We start from the raw sequence: 16,359 nt of genomic DNA, 5'->3' as shown, positions 1-16,359 counted from the left end.
CGATGAGCAGCGCGAACGACCCGGACAACCCGCTCCACCTCTTGATGGGCCTGGAGGTGAGCGCCGTGTCCTTCGTGCGCGACTACGTCGAGCTTCACTTCGACGGGCCGGTGCTGCGGGCCTTGAGCGACCCCATGGGGGTGTACGGGGGCCGCGACTGGCGCTTCCCCGCTCCGGGGTCGATGGAGCTCATGCGCCGCTACATCGGCAGGACCGTCGACGGCTTCGAACTGGATCCGGAGCGGATTCTCGCTCTGAGCTTCGGGGAGCACCGCTTCGTCGTTCCGCTGGCCTCCGACAACGCCCAGGGCCCCGAGTCGGCCCACATGGTCGGCGTCGATGAGGTCGGCCGCACCTCTCCCCTCGGCGGGTTCTGGACCTGGTAGCGGGGACGGCACCGGTCCGGCCGTCCGTCGGCCGTGGTGGCAAGTCGGCGCGGCTGCCCGTCAGTTGAGCCGCGCCAAGAACTCCGTGCACGCCCGTGCGCAGTCCCGGCAGGCGGTGGCGTCCGCCTCCGAATCGGCGTCCGGCCGCTCGTCGAAGAGCTGCGCGCACTCCAGGCAGACGAGCAGGCACCACTTGGCCTGGAGGCGGAGGGCGGCCTCGTCCTGGAGGTTCTGTTCGGCCAGCATGCGGCAGGTCGCGTCGCAGACCTCCGCGCACCACAGCGCCTTCTGCCGTACGAGTGCCTCGTGGTCGGTGGCGTCCGGATCCGTGCGGCCGACGCGCAGCACGCAGGCCCGCGCACACGCGGTGCAGGCCTGGGCGCAGGCGAAGCGGTCCTCCAGAAACCGGACGAGCTCCTGTTGGGTCGTCATCGCTGTCACGCGGTTCGGGTTGCCGCCGCCGGGCGTCGCAAACCCGGTGGGCGGGTGCCCGGGGGTGCGCGGGCGCCCGGCGATCAGTACGGTGCTGTCCAGGTGTTCGACCTTGGACACGGGAGACCCGCACGTCATCGAGGGGTTGAGGCGGCATGGCCGGCAAGAAGGCGGCAAAGCTGCCGCGCGCGACGTACGAGACCGAACTGCTGCGTCTACAGACGGAGTTGGTGAAACTCCAGGAGTGGGTGCGGGCCGAGGGCACCCGGCTGGTGATCGTCTTCGAGGGCCGGGACGCGGCGGGCAAGGGCGGCACCATCAAGCGGGTCGCCGAACACCTCAACCCGCGCGTCGCCCGGATCGCCGCACTGCCGAAGCCGACCGACCGGCAGCGCACCCAGTGGTACTTCCAGCGGTACGTCGAGCATCTGCCCGCCGCCGGCGAGATCGTGCTGTTCGACCGGTCCTGGTACAACCGGGCCGGTGTCGAGCGGGTGATGGGCTTCTGCTCCAAGGAGGAGTACCAACTGTTCCTGCGCCAGTGCCCGATCTTCGAGCGGATGCTCGTGGAGGACGGGATCGTGCTGCGCAAGTACTGGTTCTCGGTGAGCGACGCCGTGCAGCAGGACCGGTTCCGGCGCCGGCTGGAGGATCCGCTGCGGCGCTGGAAGCTCTCGCCGATGGACCTGGAGTCGATCACCCACTGGGAGGACTACTCGCGGGCCAAGGACGAGATGCTGGTCCACACCGACGTCTCGGAGGCCCCGTGGTACGTCGTCGAGAGCGACGACAAGCGCCGGGCCCGGCTGAACATGATCGCCCACCTCCTCGACTCGCTCCCCTACCACGAGGTGGCGCCGCCGGTCCTCGAACTCCCGCCCCGCCCGCCGTCCACCGGCTACGAACGTCCGCCGCGCGACCTTCAGACCTACGTCCCGGACCACGCGGCGAGCCTCTGAACCGGGCGGATCGAGGAGCACCGTGTCCCACAGCCCGGGCGGGCGCCGCGTGGAGTGGCGGCGCCTGACGCCCGGAATCGCCACCCTGGCGGGATACCGGCGTGCCTGGCTGCGCGGCGACCTGCTGGCCGGTGTCACGGTCGCCGCGTATCTCGTCCCGCAGGTGATGGCGTACGCCGGGGTCGCCGGGCTGCCCCCGGTGGCCGGGCTGTGGGCGATCCTCCCCGCACTCGCCCTGTACGCCCTGCTGGGCTCCTCGCGACTGCTCTCCGTCGGCCCCGAGTCGACGACCGCGCTCATGACCGCGACCGTGGTGGGCCCCCTCGCGGCCGGCGATCCGAGCCGGTACGCCACTCTCGCCGCCGCCCTCGCGGCCACGGTCGGCCTGCTGTGCCTTGCCGCGTGGGCGGTACGGCTGGGCTTCGTCGCCGATCTCCTGTCCCGCCCCGTCCTGATCGGCTATCTGGCGGGCGTCGCCCTGATCATGATCGTGGACCAGCTGCCCAAGCTCACCGGGGTGCCGACGACGGGCTCGGACTTCTTCCCTCAACTCTGGTCTTTCGTCCGGCACTTGAACCGGCTCCACACGCCCACGCTGCTGTTCGCCGCCGTCCTGCTGGCGTTCCTGTTCACGGTGGCGCGCATGTCCAAGGCGGTGCCCGGCCCCCTGCTGGCGGTAGTGCTGGGCACGGCGGCCGTGGCGGTCCTCGACCTCGACGACCGGTACGGCATCAAGGTGATCGGCCACGTCCCGGCGGGATTTCCCACGGTCGGCCTGCCGGACCTCACCGAACTCCCGCACCTGGTGCTGCCCGCCCTCGGTGTCCTGCTCGTCGCCTACACCGACTTCATCCTCACCGCCCGCGCCTTCACCGGCGGCGACGAGGACGAGGGCCCCGGTCTCGACGCCGACCAGGAGTTCCTGGCCCTGGGCGCGGCCAACCTCGGTGCCGGTGTCCTCCACGGCTTCCCGGTGAGCAGCAGCGCGAGCCGCACCGCGCTGGCCTCCTCGACGGGCGCCCGCAGCCAGGCGTACTCGCTGGTCGCCGGGGCGGTGGTCCTCGCGGTCCTCCTCTTCCTGAGCCCCCTGCTGTCCCGCACCCCCTCGGTGGTGCTCGGCGCCCTCGTCGTCTACGCGGCCGTCCGCATGATCGACCTGTCCGGCTTCCACCGCCTCGCCACGTTCCGCCGCCGCGAACTCCTCCTCGCCCTCGGCTGCCTGGCCGGAGTCCTCGCCCTGGACATCCTCTACGGCGTGATCGTCGCCGTGGGCCTGTCGGTGGCCGAACTCCTCACCCGGGTGGCCCGCCCGCACGACGCCGTCGAGGGCCTGGTCCCCGGTGTGGCCGGCATGCACGACGTGGACGACTATCCGCAGGCCCGCACCGTCCCCGGCCTGCTGGTCTACCGCTACGACTCACCGCTCTTCTTCGCCAACGCGGAGAACTTCCTCCGCCGCGCGCTGGCCGCGGTGGACCAACAGGCGGTCCCCGTACGGTGGTTCGTCCTCAACGCCGAGGCCAATGTGGAGGTGGACATCACCGCCCTGGACGCGGTCGACGAACTCCGCCGCGAACTCACCCACAGGGGCGCGGTGTTCGCCCTGGCGCGGGTGAAGCAGGACCTCCGCGTCGACCTGGAGGCGTACGGGCTGGTGGACTCGGTCGGCGAGGACCACATCTTCCCCACCCTGCCGACGGCGGTGGCCGCGTACCGGGAGTGGAGCGGCGGCGTCGCCGATCAGGGAACGGCGGGTACGGCGCCGTAGTAGCAGGCGAGTTGTCGGGGGTGGCACCGCCGGTGACCTCAAGGCAATCGGAGTCGGAATGGCATCGGGCTCGTCCGCTGAGTAGCCTCCGGGGCATGCGGATCTCTGTTTCCTCGGACATGGACGAACCTGTGGCGCGCGCTCTCGTTACGGAGTTGCGCGAGCGCGGTCACGAGGTGCTGACGCACGGGGCGCTGCGGTCCGGGGACGATCCCGCGTGGGCGGTCTGTTCGGAGGCGGCGGCCCGCGAGGTGGCCGCCGGGACCGCGGACCAGGCGGTCGTGTGCTGCTGGACCGGCACGGGCGCGTCGATCGCCGCGAACAAGGTGGCGGGCGTACGGGCGGCGCTGTGCACGGACGCCTACACGGCGGACGGCGCGCGCCGCTGGAACGACGCCAACGTGCTGGCCCTCGGTCTGCGCCTGACGTCCGAGCCGCTGCTCAAGGAGATCCTCGACGCCTGGTTCGCGGCGGAGTCGAGCGGGGACGCCGACGACCGGGAGAATGTGGCCCGTGTCGGTCGGCTCGACCTGAACAGGACGGCTCCGTAAGCGAGTTCGCGTTACTAGGGCGCGATTGCCTGCCGGAGTGCCTCGCGGCAGGCCGTGATGGCCGGGTGGGGGCCTCGTCCGCTGCGTACGGCGGTGAACAGGGAGCGGGTGCGATGGCCTGCGGGGAGTTCTCGCAGCGCGACTGCGGGCGGGCGGCCGTTCCACGCGAGGTCGGGCAACAGGGCGGCGGCATGGCCCAGTTCGGCCAGTCTCAGGTGCAGGACCAGGTCGGCGGACTCGAAGCGCACATCGGGTTCGAAGCCCGCGGTGCGGCACAGTGCGGTGGCCCAGTGCCGGGCGGGTGAGCCCATGTGTTCCATCACCCAGGGGTGGTCGGCCAGCGCCCGGAGCGCGTCCATCGGGCCGGTGTCCCGGTCGACGGGCCTCGGGGTGGCCAGGCGCAATCGGTCCGCGCAGAGGGGTTCGTGTTCGAGTTCGGCGGGCCGGGGGTGCGGGTCGCCCGGGTACTCCTCGGTGATGACGAGGTCGAAGTCGCGGGCGAGGAGTGCGGGCAGCGCCTCGCTCGGTTCGGCCTGGGTGACCTCGACCCGCAGGCGGGGGTGGGCGTCGCGCAGCAGTGTGAGCGCGGTCGGCACCAGGGCGAGGGCCGCGGTCTGGAAGGAGGCGATGCGCAGCGTGCCGGTGAGGTCGGTGAGGGAGGTGGCGATGTCCGCCTCGGCCTCCTCAAGCCGCTTGAGCACGGCCTCGGTGTGCGCGACGAGGATCTCCGCCTGCGGGGTGAGCCGCACCCGGCGCCCCACGGGTACCAGGAGCGGGACGCCGACCTCGGATTCGAGCTGCGAGAGCTGCTGGGAGATGGCCGAGGGGCTGTACGACAGCGCGGCGGCGACGGCGGCCAGCGTGCCGCGGTGCTTCAGCTCGCGCAGGAGGCGCAGTCGGTGCAGGTCGAACATCACCGGCCTCCGCTCGTGAGACATTCGTCAGTTTCTCTGATGGATATTGTTCGAAAACATGTGCTGGACTAATCATACGATTGATCACACGCTGATCATGTGTCCAAGACCTCGCTCCTCTCCGGCAGCTCCGCCCCGCGCCGCCTGCCCTGGTACGTCAGATCCGTCGCCCGGACCTGGACCTGCGCGCCGCCTCCGGCCGAGGTGCGGGACTTCCATGCCGGACTGCCCGGCTACGCGCCCACTCCCCTGACCGAACTCCCCTCCCTGGCCGTCGAGTTGGGGGTGGGTCGGGTGTTCGTCAAGGACGAGTCCGCGCGCCTCGGGCTGCCGGCCTTCAAGGCGCTGGGCGCGTCCTGGGCGATCCACCGGGTGCTGGCCGGGCGGACGGGCGGCGGCCCGGTACGGCTGGTCACCGCCACCGACGGCAATCACGGCCGGGCCGTGGCCCGGATGGCGCGGCTGTTCGGGCAGCGCGCCCAGGTCTTCGTGCCGCGAGGCGTCCACCCGGCGGCGGTGACCGCCATCGAGGACGAGGGCGCGGACGTGGTCCTGGTGCCCGGCGCCTACGACGAGGCCGTGCGCCGGGCGGCGAAGGCGGCGGTGAGTGGGCCGGAGTGCGTGCTCGTGCAGGACACCGGCTGGCCCGGCTACGAGCGGATCCCCGGCTGGATCGTGGAGGGCTACTCCACCCTGTTCGCCGAGATCGACGAGCAGTTGGGCGCCGGGGCGCCGGGTCTGGTGGTCGTCCCGGCGGGCGTGGGCTCGCTCGCGCAGGCCGCTGTCACGCACTACCGCAGCCGTCGGGACGAGGCCGCGCCGACCGCGTTGTTGTCGGTGGAGCCGGTCACCGCGGCCTGTGTGCTGGCCGGCCTCGGCCGTGGGGAGCCGGTCAGTGTGCCGACCGGCGACACCACCATGGCCGGTCTCAACTGCGGCACCGTGTCCAGCCTGGCGTGGCCCCTGCTGCGTGACGGTCTGGACGCCGCCGTCGCGGTCACGGACGCCGACAGCGCGGAGGCCGCCCGCGCCCTCGCCGCCGCCGGTGTCTCCGCGGGCCCCTGCGGGGCGGCCTCGCTCGCGGGCGCCCGCGCCGCGCTGACCGGGGAGGGCGCCACGGAGCGCCGTAGCGCCCTGGGCGTCGGTGCCGACTCGGTCGTGGTGCTGCTGAGCACCGAGGGCACGGCCGCCAACCCCTACGCGGAGGAGCAGCGATGACGCGGAATTCCGAAGTATCCGAAGTACTGGATCCCGTACGGCTGTTGGAGCGGCTGGTCGCTGTCGACTCCGTCAATCCGGGGCTCTCGGCCTCGGGTACGGGGGAAGGGGCGATCGCCGACCTGTGCGCGGACTGGCTCGGCGCGCGCGGGTTCGAGGTGCACCGGCTGGAGCGGAATCCGGGCCGTCCGTCGCTCGTCGCGATCGCCCGGGGCACCGGTGGCGGCCGTTCGCTGATGCTCAACGGGCATCTCGACACCGTGGGTCTCGGCGGGTACGAGGGTGAGCCGCTCAGCCCCCGGATCGAGGACGGGAGGCTGTACGGGCGTGGGGCCTGCGACATGAAGGGCGGTGTCGCGGCCATGATGATCGCCGCCGTCCGGGCCACCGCGCGGGGGCCGTTGCGCGGTGATGTGCTGCTCGCCTGTGTCGCCGACGAGGAGAACTCAAGTGCCGGTACGGAGGAGGTACTTGAGTCGTTCACCGCCGACGCGGCGATCGTCACCGAGCCGAGCCGGCTCCAAGTGATCCTCGCCCACAAGGGGTTCGTCTGGTTCGACGTGATCGTGCACGGTCGTGCCGCCCACGGGTCGCGGCCCGAGCTGGGCATCGACGCCATCGCCAAGGCGGGTCATTTCCTCGTGGCCGTCGAGGAGTTGGGCCGACGCCTCGCCGCCGCCGAAGGGCACCCGAGGCTCGGTTCCGGCACCGTGCACGCCTCCGTCATCCGTGGCGGCGAGGAGCCCTCGACGTACCCCGCGCAGTGCCGGATCACCCTCGAACGGCGGACCGTACCGGGCGAGGACGCCGACACCGTCCGGGCGGAGTTGACCGACATCCTCGACCGACTCGCCGCCACCGTCCCGGACTTCACCTACGAGCTGCGCCGCGGTCTGCACCGCGAGCCGTTCGAGGGTGACCCGGACCAGCCCGTCGTCCGCACACTGCTCCACCACGCGCGGTCCGTCCTCGGGCACACGCCCGCCGTCCTCGCCGAGCCGTACTGGACGGACTGCGCCCTCCTGGACCGGGCCGGGATCCCCTGTCTGCTCTTCGGAGCCGACGGCGCGGGAGCCCACGAGGCCGTCGAATGGGCCGACATCGCCTCCCTGCACCGGCTGACCGACATCCTCACCGACACCGTCACGGACTTCTGTTCCTGACGGTCTCGCGGGTGCCGCCGTAGACTGCCGCGGGTCGTGGACAAGTTCCGGCCGGGCCGACGAGGATCGAGGTGGCGGTGCGATGAGTACGGTCACCGGCGGTCGGCCCTTCGCGCATCCCGCGCTGTTCTACCGGGGCGAGGAGCAGTACACGGCGGGCACGGTGCCGTTCGTCCGGGAAGGTCTGGCGGCCGGGGAGCCCGTCGCGGTCGCCGTTCCGGGCCCTCGACTCGAACTGATCAGGGCCGAACTCGGGCCGGGCGGCGCCGAGGTGCGGTTCCTCGACATGACCGAGGTCGGCCGCAATCCCGGACGGATCATCCCGGGCGTGCTGCGGGCCTTCGCCGACGCGCACTCCGGCGGCCGGGTACGGATCGTCGGGGAACCGATCTGGCCGGGTCGCACCGCCGTGGAGTACCCGGCGTGCGTCCAGCACGAGGCGCTGATCAACTCCGCTTTCGAGGACCGTGAGTTGACGATCCTGTGCCCCTACGACGCGGACCGTCTGGCACCGCGGGTGCTCGCCGACGCCCGCGCCACCCACCCGCTCGTCATCGACGGGCAGGGTGAACTCCCGGACGGCTCCTACGATCCCGAGCGGATGGTCGCCCACTACAACGAGCCGCTCGTCCACCCACCGGGCGCCGCTTCCCTCGCCTTCGACACGGGCGAACTCCCCAAGTCCCGCTGGTTCGCGGTCCACGAGGCCGAGCGGCTGGGCCTCGCGGGCGTACGGCTCCAGGATCTGGCGCTGGCCGTCGCGGAGTTGACCACCAACAGCGTGGTGCACGGGGGCGGTTCGGGAACGCTGCGGATCTGGGCCGAGAGTGAGCAGATCGTCTGCGAGGTGGCGGACCGCGGCCGGCTCACCGACCCGCTGGCCGGCCGCCGCCCGCCCGCCCGCGACCTGCCCGGCGGGCGCGGACTCCTCCTGGTGCACTCCGTCGCCGACCTCGTACGGGTGCATACGGCTCCGGAGGGCACGACGATCCGGTTCTATCTCGGCCGTTGACGGTTCACGGGCGGGTCGCCGGAGGGGTCCAGGCCGCTTCGGCCGCCTGTGCGGTCGGGTGGGTGCGGAAGACCTGGTCCAGGCCGACCGTGTGGAAGATCCGGCCGAGATGCGCGGGGACCGCGGCCAGGGCGAGGTCCGCCCGAGCGGCGAGGGCGTGGTTGCGGGCCGCGAGCAGCGCGGTGATGCCGCTGGAGTCGCAGAAGGTGACACCAGTCAGGTCGACGACGAGCTGCTGGCCGTCCTGGAGCACGAGTGCGAGCAGGAGTTCGCGTACCTGGGTGCAGCTGTCGTAGTCGAGCTCGCCGGTCAGTTCGACGACGGGGCCCGCGGGGGTGGTCCGGGTCTGTACGGCGAGTCGGTTCACTGCTGCTCTTCGTTGGTCGGTCGGGGCACGTTGATGGCGAGGACGGCGGTGTCGTCGTCGATGCCGGTGCCGAAGGTGTCGAGCAGGTCGCGGATCGCGGCGACGGCGTCCGAGGCGGTGGTGGGGGCCAGCGCCCGGGCGAAGTCGAGGAGGGCCTCGTCCCCGTACCGGTCGCCGTCGCCGGTGTCGGTGCGGGCCTGGCGGGCCTCGGTGACACCGTCCGTGTACAGCAGCAGGGTGTCGCCCGCCGCCAGATGGACGGTGGCGGTGGCGATGTGCGCGTCCGGCAGGACACCGATGAGCTGTCCGCCGGGGGTGTCGACCTGGTCGGCGCTGCCGTCCGCGCGCAGCAGCAGGGCCGGGGGGTGGCCGCCGCTCGCCAGGGTGATGCGGAACCCGCCGTGCTCGCCCTCGGGGGTGAGCAGTCCGAAGACGACAGTGCAGAACCGCGGGTCGTGGCCGTTGTACTCGTGGTTGAGGACGGTGTTGAGGTTGCTCAGGACGGCGGCCGGGTCGGGGTCGTAGACGGCGGCGGCGCGCAGTGTGTAGCGGGCCAGCGAGGTGACGGCGGCCGCGGCGGCACCCTTGCCGCACACGTCCCCCAGGAACAGTCCCCAGGTCCCGGCGGAGAGCGGGAAGAGGTCGTAGAAGTCGCCGCCGACCATGTCGGTGGAGGCGACGTGGTAGTACGCGGCGACGTCAAGTCCGGGCACGTTCACGAGGGTTGGGGGCAGCAGGGTCTGTTGCAGGGTGGCGTTGAGGCGCATGAGTTCTTCGCGTTCGCGCTCGGCCTGGCGGCGGGCGCGCAGCAGTTCCGTCTCGTAGGCGCGGCGGTCGCGGGCGTCGAAGACGGTGGTGCGGATCAGCAGCGGTCGGCCGTCGTCGCCGGTCTTGACCGTGGACGTGACCAGCACCGGCAGTCGGCCACCGTCGGTGGTCCGCAGTTCCAGGGCGATGCCGCTGACCTCGCCCTGGATGCGCAGCAGCGGGGCGAAGTGGGTCTCGTGGTAGAGACGGCCGCCCACGGTCAGCAGGTCGGAGAAGGTCCTGCGGCCCACCAGATCGCCGCGTTCGTGACCGAGCCAGTCGAGCAGCGTCGTGTTGATCTTCGCGATCGTGCCGTCCAGAAGGGTGGAGAGGTAGCCGCAGGGCGCGTGTTCGTAGAGGTCCTCGGCGCTGTCCTCCAGGAGGGCGGAGAACGCGGCGTGGTCGGCACCGGACTGTTTCCCGGGTGGTCGGTGCTCGCCGCTCCCGGTCTCGTCGCCCGTGTTCATCGGCGGGTGGCCTCGACGAAGTCGGCGATCGCGGCGGCCGTCTCCTCGGGTGCGGCGAGCTGGGGGCAGTGTCCGGTCGCGTTCAGGGTGACCAGACGGCTGCCCCGGATCCGGGACCGTACGAACTCGCCGACCTCCGGGGGCGCGATCGCGTCCCGGGAGCACTGCGCGACGAGCGTGGGCACGGTGACGTCGGCGAGGTCGTCCCGGTTGTCCGACAGGAACGTGACGCGGGCGAAGGAGCGGGCGATCTCCGGATCGGTGCGGCAGAAGCTGTTGGCCAGCTCCTCCCCCAGTTCCGGGCGCTCCGGATTGCCCATGATCACCGGTGCCATGGCGCCCGACCAGCCCAGGTAGTTCGCGTCCAGTGAGCCCAGTAGCTCGTCGATGTCCTCGGCGCTGAACCCGCCGCGGTAGCCGGTGGCCGGGTCGTCGACGAAGCACGGCGAGGGGGCGAGCAGCACCAGGCCGGTGAACGCCTTCGGCTCCCGCGCGGCGGCCAGGACGCCCATCATCGCGCTCACCGAGTGCCCGACGAAGGTCACCGGGCCGAGGTCCAGGTCATGGCAGATCTCCAGCACGTCCTCGGTGTAGCCGTCCAGCGTGGAGTAGCGCTCCGGGCTCCATGCCGTCAGATCGGAACGTCCGGCTCCCACATGGTCGAAGAGCACCAGCGTGAAGTCGCGTTCCAGGAGCGGTACCACCAGCCGCCACATGTGCTGGTCGCACCCGAATCCGTGCGCCAGCACCACCACCGGCCCGTCGGCCCGTCCGGACACCGTCACCTGATTCCTGCCGCGCACACCCATGCGGCACATCCTCACAGACCGCGCGGTGCTGTGCCGGTGGGGTCATGGGTGCAGGAGGCCGATGCGCAGCTTCTTGAGGGTGCGGTTCAGCAGGCGGGATATGTGCATCTGCGAGAGGTTCAGTTCGCGGCCGATCTCGGCCTGGGTCAGTTCCTGGCCGAAGCGCATCTCGATGATGGTCCGCTCCCGCTCGTCGAGCCGTCGCAGGAGCGGGGCGAGCGTGTGGAGGTCCTCGAAGAGTTCCAGGGCGGGGTCGGCGTCGCCCAGGGTGTCGGCGTACTTCGGCGCGCCGTCGGTCTCGTCGTCGCCGCCCGGGGTGTCGATGGAGCCGGCGACATAGCCGTTGGCGGCGATGAGGCCCTCGATGACCTCGTCCTCGGTCAGCTCCAGGTGGGCGGCGAGTTCCTTCACGGTGGGGGTGCGGCCCAGTTCGGTGGCGAGGGTCTCCTTGCTCTTGGCGAGGTCGACGCGGAGTTCCTGGAGGCGGCGCGGGACGTGCACGGCCCAGGTGGTGTCACGGAAGAAGCGCTTGATCTCGCCGACGATGTAGGGGATCGCGAAGGAGGTGAACTCGACCTCGCGCGTCAGGTCGAAGCGGTCGATGGCCTTGATCAGACCGATCGTGCCGACCTGGATGACGTCCTCCATGTCGCCGCTGCCCCGGTTGCGGAAGCGGCGGGCGGCGAAGGCCACCAGGGACAGGTTCATCTCGATCAGCGTGTTCCGCGCGTACTGGTACTCCTGGGTGCCCTCCTCCAACTCCCGCAGCCGGTCCAGGAAGAGGCGCGACATCACGCGTGCGTCCTTGGGGGCGACCTTGGACCCGTCCTCGATCCACGGCAGTTCGTCCGCTGTCTGCCGTGTTCCCGTACGGGCAGGGGCAGTTGCGCCGAGGGTGTTCGCGGAGGAGACCACGATGCCGCCTTAAGTGGGAGGACAGGACGAACCCCACGTGCCCGCTCCGGGCGACTTCATGTCCACGCGGACCATATTTGTTTCCCGGCCCTGCCCACCGGCTTCGTCGGGGCACCGGTCACAGGCGGCGCCAGCGTGCCGACGCGAAGGAGAAACCGCCGAACAGGACGAGCCCGACGGCCACGGCGACCAGCAGCCACGGGCCCGCCGGAGTGTGCGCGAAGGTGCGGAGGGTGGCGTCCATGCCCTTGGCCTGGTGCGGGTCGAAGCGGACGGCCGCCACCAGCGCGAAGACGCCCACCCCGGCGAACACGGCACCGCGCGCCACACCGCCGCCCACACCGAGCGCGGTGACGAGCTGCCGTACCCGGCGGCTCATCCTCCCGGTCTCCAGCCTGCGCAGGAAACGCCGCAGCAGCGCGCGCACCGCGAGGGTCGCGCCGACTCCGATCAGGACGCAGCCGACGAGACCCACCAGCACCTGGCCGCCAGGAAGTTTCAGCGCCGAGGCGGTCCAGTCCCGGGACTTCGCGTCACTGCCGGAGGTGCCACCGGTCCCGGCCGCGAAGGACGCCGTACCCCAGCAGACGAAGCCGTAGAACACGGCCCGACCGCCGTCGAGCAACCGTGAACCGACCTTGTTCCGGGGCCCCTTGACCAACAGGGCCCGGGAGCCCCGCCAGATCGCCATGCAGCCGAAGCCGACGACCAGCATCCACAGCATCGCCTTTCCGAAGGGCTGCGCCGCGACCTGCTGCAACGCGCCCTGCCGGTCCGCCTCCCGGCCGCCGTGGCCGAACGCGATCCGCAGGGCGAGGGCGCCGACGAGGACGTAGACGACGCCTCGTGCGACGAATCCGGCGCGCCCGGTGGCGGCCAGCGCCCGCTTCCCCTCGGCCGCTCCCGGCGTACGGCTCCGGCGGTCGGCGGAACTGCCGTTCCTGAGGCCCCACTTGTGTGTATGAGACGACGTCATGATGCCTTTCCTGGGAACACTGGACGGGTCGATGTGCGGGCGCACGGCACGTGGCCCGCACATCACCGCGTGCCCCGGTCGGGCGCTTCGATGTCCGACGGCACGGGCGATGCGGTCAGCCCGTCCGCTCGGTCACCCGGTCGCGCTCTGCTCCGGAGGTGATCCGGGTGGGGCTCAGGCGTTCCTTGAGGAGGGCGTGGCCCGTCAGGGCGATCAGGATCGCGAGGAGGACGGCCGACGAGCCCGCCGTACCGAGGTCGAGGCCGCCCTTGGCTACCGGCTCGGTGAGGAAGTCGCCGGCCGTGGCGCCGAGTGGGCGGGTCAGCACGAAGGCGATCCAGAACAGCAGGACGTTCGGGACCGCCGGCACCTTCATCAGGGCCAGCAGGACCAGCAGGGCGCCGGTGACGAGCGCGGCTCCGCCGGCGTAGCCGAGGCCCGAGCTGTCGGACAGGAAGTCGCCCATGGAGGTGCCGAGGGTGTTGGAGACGAGGATCGCCGCGCCGGTCGGGTAGCCGAGGCCCAGGCCCTGCGGTCCCCAGCCCAGTGAAGTGGCGCCGTCGGCAAGGTACTTGGCGCTGCCGTCGCGGTTCATGAAGTCGGAGAGTGTGGTGCCGGCCGTGCTGGTGGACAGGATGACCGTCCAGTAGAAGAACGGGTTGTAGCGCCGGGAGCGCAGTTGCACGACGAGGGTGATCACGAAGATCGCGAACAGTGCGATCGTGGTGAGGAAGTAGCCGAGCTTCAGCGTCTGGGCGAAGAGGTCGCCGACCGTCTCGCCCAGAGTTGTCGCCGCGATCTTCATCACCCAGAAGGCGAGGGTGACTTGGGGCAGTTTCCGCGTCGTTCGGTCAGACCGCCTGTCGTACGAGGCGCTCGGGGGCGCCGACGTCCTTGCGGGTCACCGTCAGGTACACCGCCAGTCCGAGGATGACCGCCAGGAAGAGCCCGCTGGTGACGACGGTGCCGAAGCCCAGGCCGCCGTCGCCGGTCGGCTGGGAGAGGTAGTCGCCGATCGAGGCGCCCAGCGGACGGGTGAGGATGTAGGCGATCGAGAAGCTGCGCACGGCGTCCAGGCCGAGGGCGAAGTGGGCGATGCCGACAGCGGCGATGGCCAGGGCCACGGCGAACCAGTAGACGCCGGCGCGATAGGCCCGGGTACGGAACTGCACCACAAGCGCCACCGCCAGCAGCCCGCTCATCAGCACGGACACACCGGTCAGACCCAGGCCCGCCTTCTCGTTCAGCAGGTCGGCCGCGGTCTCGCCGACCGTCGTGCACAGCACCTTGATGATCCAGAAGTAGAGGGTGACTTCCGCCACCTTGTTCCAGCGCGGCCGGGCGACACCGGGCACGGCGGTCCCGGAGGCTGCCGAGATCCCGGATGTCTACGCCGCCCCTGATGTCTCTTATGTCTCTGCGGATTCGCATGTCATGCGGCCCGACCGTGCCATCGGATACCTGAACGCATCCCGACTGCCGTGCGGCGCACTCCCACCCCGTCATCGTCTACAGTGCCGTAGACGGTCTACAGAATTGTAGTCACCCAGGGGAGCAGCATGCGCCGGACCATCCTGGTCGTCGAGGACGATCACGCCCTGCGGGACGTGCTGATGCGCGGGTTGCGCGACGAGGACTTCGACACCGTCCCCGCGTCGGACGGCGCCACCGCCCTGCGGCTGGCCACCGACGACATCAGTGCCGCCGTACTCGACATCGGGCTGCCGGACGCGGACGGGCGGGACGTGTGCCAGGCGATGCGCGCGAACGGGTTCCGCTCCCCCGTGGTCTTCCTCAGCGCGCATCACCGGCTGCCCGACCGGCTGTCGGGGTTCTCGGCCGGGGGCGACGACTATCTGTCGAAGCCGTTCCATCTCGCCGAACTCGCCGCCCGGCTGCGGGCGGCTCTCAAACGGGCCGCGCCGCCGCCCGCCGCCACGGCGGGAGACCTGGTGCTGGACGCCGTCCGGCACACGGTCGACGTGCGGGGCGCGCGGGTCGATCTGACGCCGACCGAGTTCCGGCTGCTGGCCGCGCTCATGGCGGCCCACGGCGGGATCGTCAGCCGCCGCGAACTGGTCCGGGCGGGCTGGCCCGAAGGGGCCCGGGTGCACGACAACACCCTCGACCAGTACCTGACCCGGCTGCGCCGCAAGTTGCGCGCGGCGGGCAGTGAACGGACGATCGGCACGGCCCGCGGGGTCGGCCATCACCTGTCGTTCGCCAGTGGCGCATGAGCGGTGCCCGTCGCCGGTGGCGTGCGACCGGCCTGTTGCGCCGTGCGGCGCCCCGCACGCTGCGCGGCCGGCTCTCGCTCGTGGCTCTCGTCACGGCCACGCTGCTGATGCTGGTCCTGACCGTCGCCTTCAACTCCGTGGCCGGCCACCGCCTCCAGCACCAGGCCGACGACGAACTGCGCACCCGCGCAGCCGCCGTGGAGACGACGGTCGACACCAGCGGCCCCACGGTGCGCGTCCTGGAGACCTCCCACGACGCGCTCCTCGACGCCGACGTGTGGATCTACTCCGGGCGGCGGCTGCTGGAGGCGCCGCCGGCCTCAGGTTCCCTGACCCGGGTCGCCGACGCGCTCGCCGGGCGCGGTGGGCAGCGGTGCGTCACCGCCGACGCCCACGGACCGCTGCGCCTGTGCTCTCGCCCGATCTCCGGCGGCGCCACCGTCGTCACGGCGCTGGACCTCTCCCCGTACCGGAGTTCGGCCGACACCCTGCTCCTGGGATCGCTCGCGCTGGACGCCGTCATGCTCGCCTGCACCTACGTCCTGACCCGGCTGGCGGTCGGCCGCGCCCTGCGTCCCGTACGCACGATGACCGACCAGGCGGGCCAGTGGAGCGCCGTGGCCTCTGGGGAGCGCTTCGGCAGCACGCGGCATCCGGCCGAACTCGCCCGTCTCGGCGCGTCGTTGGACGCCATACTCGACCGCATCCGCACCCTGCTGCGCCACGAGCGGCAGCTCACCGGGGAACTCTCGCACGAGCTGCGCACACCGTTGAGCCGGATCATCGCCGAGCTGGACTGGTGGCGGTCCCGCCCCCGCACGGCCGACCAGACCCACGCCAGTCACCAGGTCATCGCGGAGGCCGCCGAGTCCATGCGGACCATCTGCGACACCCTCCTGGCCGACGCCCGCGACGGCGCACTCACCGCCCCGGGCACCGCGGAGACCCTGCCCACGCTACGGCGACTGGCCGAAGTCCCTTGCGCAGGAGACCACTTGACGGTCACCGTCGACGGCCCGTCCCTGGTGGCCGGAGTGCCGCCCGCTCTTCTCGAACGCATCGTCAGCCCGCTCCTCGCCAACGCCTGCCGCTATGCCCGCTCCACCGTCGCCGTCCGCGTGCACCGCACAGCCGACGGTGTGGGCGTCGACGTCGTCGACGACGGCCCCGGCGTGCCGTCCGCGTTCGCCGGGCTGCTCTTCGAGCCCGGCCGACGGGCCGATCCTGACGACGGCCACGGCGGGGCGGGCCTGGGCCTGCCCCTGGCCCGGCGCCTCGCCCGCTCGGCCGGTGGCGAGGTGACGTACGACGCCGGGCACGCGCCCGGGGCACGGTTCGTGGTCACGCTGCCCGCAGGGTGACCACGTACCTGTCCCTC

General features: G+C 71.7%; 18 protein-coding genes. 9 read left to right on the top strand and 9 right to left on the bottom strand.

Annotated elements, in window-relative coordinates:
- The first annotated feature begins 2 nt into the window (after positions 1–2).
- The gene (locus ACWIHT_RS01000; RefSeq protein ID WP_456163023.1) at positions 3–386 is read left to right on the top strand and encodes a hypothetical protein; all 384 of its coding nucleotides are present in this window, start codon (positions 3–5) and stop codon (positions 384–386) included.
- A gap of 60 nt (positions 387–446) precedes the next feature.
- Here ACWIHT_RS01000 and ACWIHT_RS00995 read toward each other — a convergent pair whose 3' ends face one another.
- The gene (locus tag ACWIHT_RS00995; RefSeq protein WP_456164546.1) at positions 447–818 is read right to left on the bottom strand and encodes a ferredoxin; all 372 of its coding nucleotides are present in this window, start codon (positions 816–818) and stop codon (positions 447–449) included.
- Between the two features lie 155 nt (positions 819–973).
- Between ACWIHT_RS00995 and ppk2 the strand changes: the two genes are divergently transcribed.
- The 3 genes from ppk2 (at position 974) to ACWIHT_RS00980 (ending at position 4,096) form a co-directional block, all read left to right on the top strand.
- Positions 974–1,777, top strand: a complete 804-nt coding sequence (ppk2, locus tag ACWIHT_RS00990) for a polyphosphate kinase 2 (protein WP_019069049.1) — start codon at positions 974–976, stop codon at positions 1,775–1,777.
- A 22-nt stretch (positions 1,778–1,799) separates the two neighbouring features.
- Positions 1,800–3,545 carry a SulP family inorganic anion transporter gene (locus tag ACWIHT_RS00985; RefSeq protein WP_456163020.1) on the top strand — a complete coding sequence of 582 codons (1,746 nt, stop codon included), beginning with the start codon at positions 1,800–1,802 and terminating at the stop codon, positions 3,543–3,545.
- A 95-nt stretch (positions 3,546–3,640) separates the two neighbouring features.
- A complete protein-coding gene (locus tag ACWIHT_RS00980) occupies positions 3,641–4,096 on the top strand; it encodes an RpiB/LacA/LacB family sugar-phosphate isomerase (RefSeq protein ID WP_456163018.1) in 456 nt (151 codons plus the stop codon).
- A 14-nt stretch (positions 4,097–4,110) separates the two neighbouring features.
- Here ACWIHT_RS00980 and ACWIHT_RS00975 read toward each other — a convergent pair whose 3' ends face one another.
- On the bottom strand, positions 4,111–5,010 hold the full coding sequence (locus tag ACWIHT_RS00975; protein WP_456163016.1) for a LysR family transcriptional regulator: 900 nt from the start codon (positions 5,008–5,010) through the stop codon (positions 4,111–4,113).
- Positions 5,011–5,109: 99 nt separating this feature from the next.
- Between ACWIHT_RS00975 and ACWIHT_RS00970 the strand changes: the two genes are divergently transcribed.
- The 3 genes from ACWIHT_RS00970 to ACWIHT_RS00960 all read left to right on the top strand — a co-directional run bounded on the left by ACWIHT_RS00970 (position 5,110) and on the right by ACWIHT_RS00960 (position 8,403).
- On the top strand, positions 5,110–6,228 hold the full coding sequence (locus ACWIHT_RS00970) for a pyridoxal-phosphate dependent enzyme (protein ID WP_456163014.1): 1,119 nt from the start codon (positions 5,110–5,112) through the stop codon (positions 6,226–6,228).
- Entirely contained in the window at positions 6,225–7,391 is a 1,167-nt protein-coding gene (locus ACWIHT_RS00965; RefSeq protein ID WP_456163012.1) for an ArgE/DapE family deacylase, read from the top strand. Before ACWIHT_RS00970 ends, ACWIHT_RS00965 begins: the two co-directional genes overlap by 4 nt.
- An 82-nt stretch (positions 7,392–7,473) precedes the next feature.
- Positions 7,474–8,403, top strand: coding sequence for an anti-sigma factor RsbA family regulatory protein (locus ACWIHT_RS00960; protein WP_456163010.1), 930 nt, complete (start codon positions 7,474–7,476; stop codon positions 8,401–8,403).
- Between the two features lie 4 nt (positions 8,404–8,407).
- Here the strand turns inward: ACWIHT_RS00960 and ACWIHT_RS00955 are convergent, their stop codons facing one another.
- The 7 genes from ACWIHT_RS00955 to ACWIHT_RS00925 all read right to left on the bottom strand — a co-directional run bounded on the left by ACWIHT_RS00955 (position 8,408) and on the right by ACWIHT_RS00925 (position 14,099).
- Complete coding sequence (locus ACWIHT_RS00955) at positions 8,408–8,770, bottom strand: STAS domain-containing protein (protein ID WP_456163008.1); 363 nt, start codon at positions 8,768–8,770, stop codon at positions 8,408–8,410.
- On the bottom strand, positions 8,767–10,044 hold the full coding sequence (locus ACWIHT_RS00950) for a PP2C family protein-serine/threonine phosphatase (RefSeq protein WP_456163006.1): 1,278 nt from the start codon (positions 10,042–10,044) through the stop codon (positions 8,767–8,769). The genes ACWIHT_RS00955 and ACWIHT_RS00950 overlap by 4 nt, the downstream gene beginning before the upstream one ends.
- Positions 10,041–10,853 carry an alpha/beta fold hydrolase gene (locus ACWIHT_RS00945; protein ID WP_456163004.1) on the bottom strand — a complete coding sequence of 271 codons (813 nt, stop codon included), beginning with the start codon at positions 10,851–10,853 and terminating at the stop codon, positions 10,041–10,043. Before ACWIHT_RS00945 ends, ACWIHT_RS00950 begins: the two co-directional genes overlap by 4 nt.
- Before the next feature lie 42 nt (positions 10,854–10,895).
- Complete coding sequence (locus ACWIHT_RS00940; RefSeq protein WP_456164544.1) at positions 10,896–11,771, bottom strand: RNA polymerase sigma factor SigF; 876 nt, start codon at positions 11,769–11,771, stop codon at positions 10,896–10,898.
- Positions 11,772–11,886: 115 nt separating this feature from the next.
- Positions 11,887–12,744, bottom strand: coding sequence for a DUF1206 domain-containing protein (locus ACWIHT_RS00935; RefSeq protein WP_456163002.1), 858 nt, complete (start codon positions 12,742–12,744; stop codon positions 11,887–11,889).
- Between the two features lie 115 nt (positions 12,745–12,859).
- Entirely contained in the window at positions 12,860–13,549 is a 690-nt protein-coding gene (locus tag ACWIHT_RS00930; protein ID WP_456164542.1) for a hypothetical protein, read from the bottom strand.
- A gap of 46 nt (positions 13,550–13,595) precedes the next feature.
- Entirely contained in the window at positions 13,596–14,099 is a 504-nt protein-coding gene (locus ACWIHT_RS00925; protein ID WP_456163000.1) for a hypothetical protein, read from the bottom strand.
- Positions 14,100–14,303: 204 nt separating this feature from the next.
- On the opposite strand from ACWIHT_RS00925, the gene ACWIHT_RS00920 reads away from it, so the two are divergent.
- Together ACWIHT_RS00920 and ACWIHT_RS00915 are read left to right on the top strand one after the other, a co-directional pair.
- Positions 14,304–14,981 (top strand): response regulator transcription factor, encoded by a 678-nt coding sequence (locus ACWIHT_RS00920; RefSeq protein ID WP_456162998.1) that lies wholly within the window; start codon positions 14,304–14,306, stop codon positions 14,979–14,981.
- A complete protein-coding gene (locus ACWIHT_RS00915; protein WP_456162996.1) occupies positions 14,978–16,342 on the top strand; it encodes an ATP-binding protein in 1,365 nt (454 codons plus the stop codon). The genes ACWIHT_RS00920 and ACWIHT_RS00915 overlap by 4 nt, the downstream gene beginning before the upstream one ends.
- The last annotated feature ends 17 nt before the right edge of the window (positions 16,343–16,359 follow it).

This window comes from Streptomyces sp. NPDC002276, from assembly GCF_053891435.1.
Note: the sequence above shows the minus strand (reverse complement) of the source record. Positions and strands in the feature narration are given on the sequence as shown.

Excerpts from the sequence above, each read along its gene's own strand:
- ppk2 (WP_019069049.1), top strand. The coding sequence starts at position 974 with ATGGCCGGCAAGAAGGCGGCAAAGCTGCCGCGCGCGACGTACGAGACC.
- ACWIHT_RS00960 (WP_456163010.1), top strand. The coding sequence starts at position 7,474 with ATGAGTACGGTCACCGGCGGTCGGCCCTTCGCGCATCCCGCGCTGTTC.
- ACWIHT_RS00975 (WP_456163016.1), bottom strand. The coding sequence starts at position 5,010 with ATGTTCGACCTGCACCGACTGCGCCTCCTGCGCGAGCTGAAGCACCGC.
- ACWIHT_RS00950 (WP_456163006.1), bottom strand. The coding sequence starts at position 10,044 with ATGAACACGGGCGACGAGACCGGGAGCGGCGAGCACCGACCACCCGGG.
- ACWIHT_RS00915 (WP_456162996.1), top strand. The coding sequence starts at position 14,978 with ATGAGCGGTGCCCGTCGCCGGTGGCGTGCGACCGGCCTGTTGCGCCGT.
- ACWIHT_RS00995 (WP_456164546.1), bottom strand. The coding sequence starts at position 818 with ATGACGACCCAACAGGAGCTCGTCCGGTTTCTGGAGGACCGCTTCGCC.
- ACWIHT_RS00920 (WP_456162998.1), top strand. The coding sequence starts at position 14,304 with ATGCGCCGGACCATCCTGGTCGTCGAGGACGATCACGCCCTGCGGGAC.
- ACWIHT_RS00945 (WP_456163004.1), bottom strand. The coding sequence starts at position 10,853 with ATGGGTGTGCGCGGCAGGAATCAGGTGACGGTGTCCGGACGGGCCGAC.
- ACWIHT_RS00930 (WP_456164542.1), bottom strand. The coding sequence starts at position 13,549 with ATGAAGATCGCGGCGACAACTCTGGGCGAGACGGTCGGCGACCTCTTC.
- ACWIHT_RS01000 (WP_456163023.1), top strand. The coding sequence starts at position 3 with ATGAGCAGCGCGAACGACCCGGACAACCCGCTCCACCTCTTGATGGGC.
- ACWIHT_RS00965 (WP_456163012.1), top strand. The coding sequence starts at position 6,225 with ATGACGCGGAATTCCGAAGTATCCGAAGTACTGGATCCCGTACGGCTG.
- ACWIHT_RS00980 (WP_456163018.1), top strand. The coding sequence starts at position 3,641 with ATGCGGATCTCTGTTTCCTCGGACATGGACGAACCTGTGGCGCGCGCT.
- ACWIHT_RS00935 (WP_456163002.1), bottom strand. The coding sequence starts at position 12,744 with ATGACGTCGTCTCATACACACAAGTGGGGCCTCAGGAACGGCAGTTCC.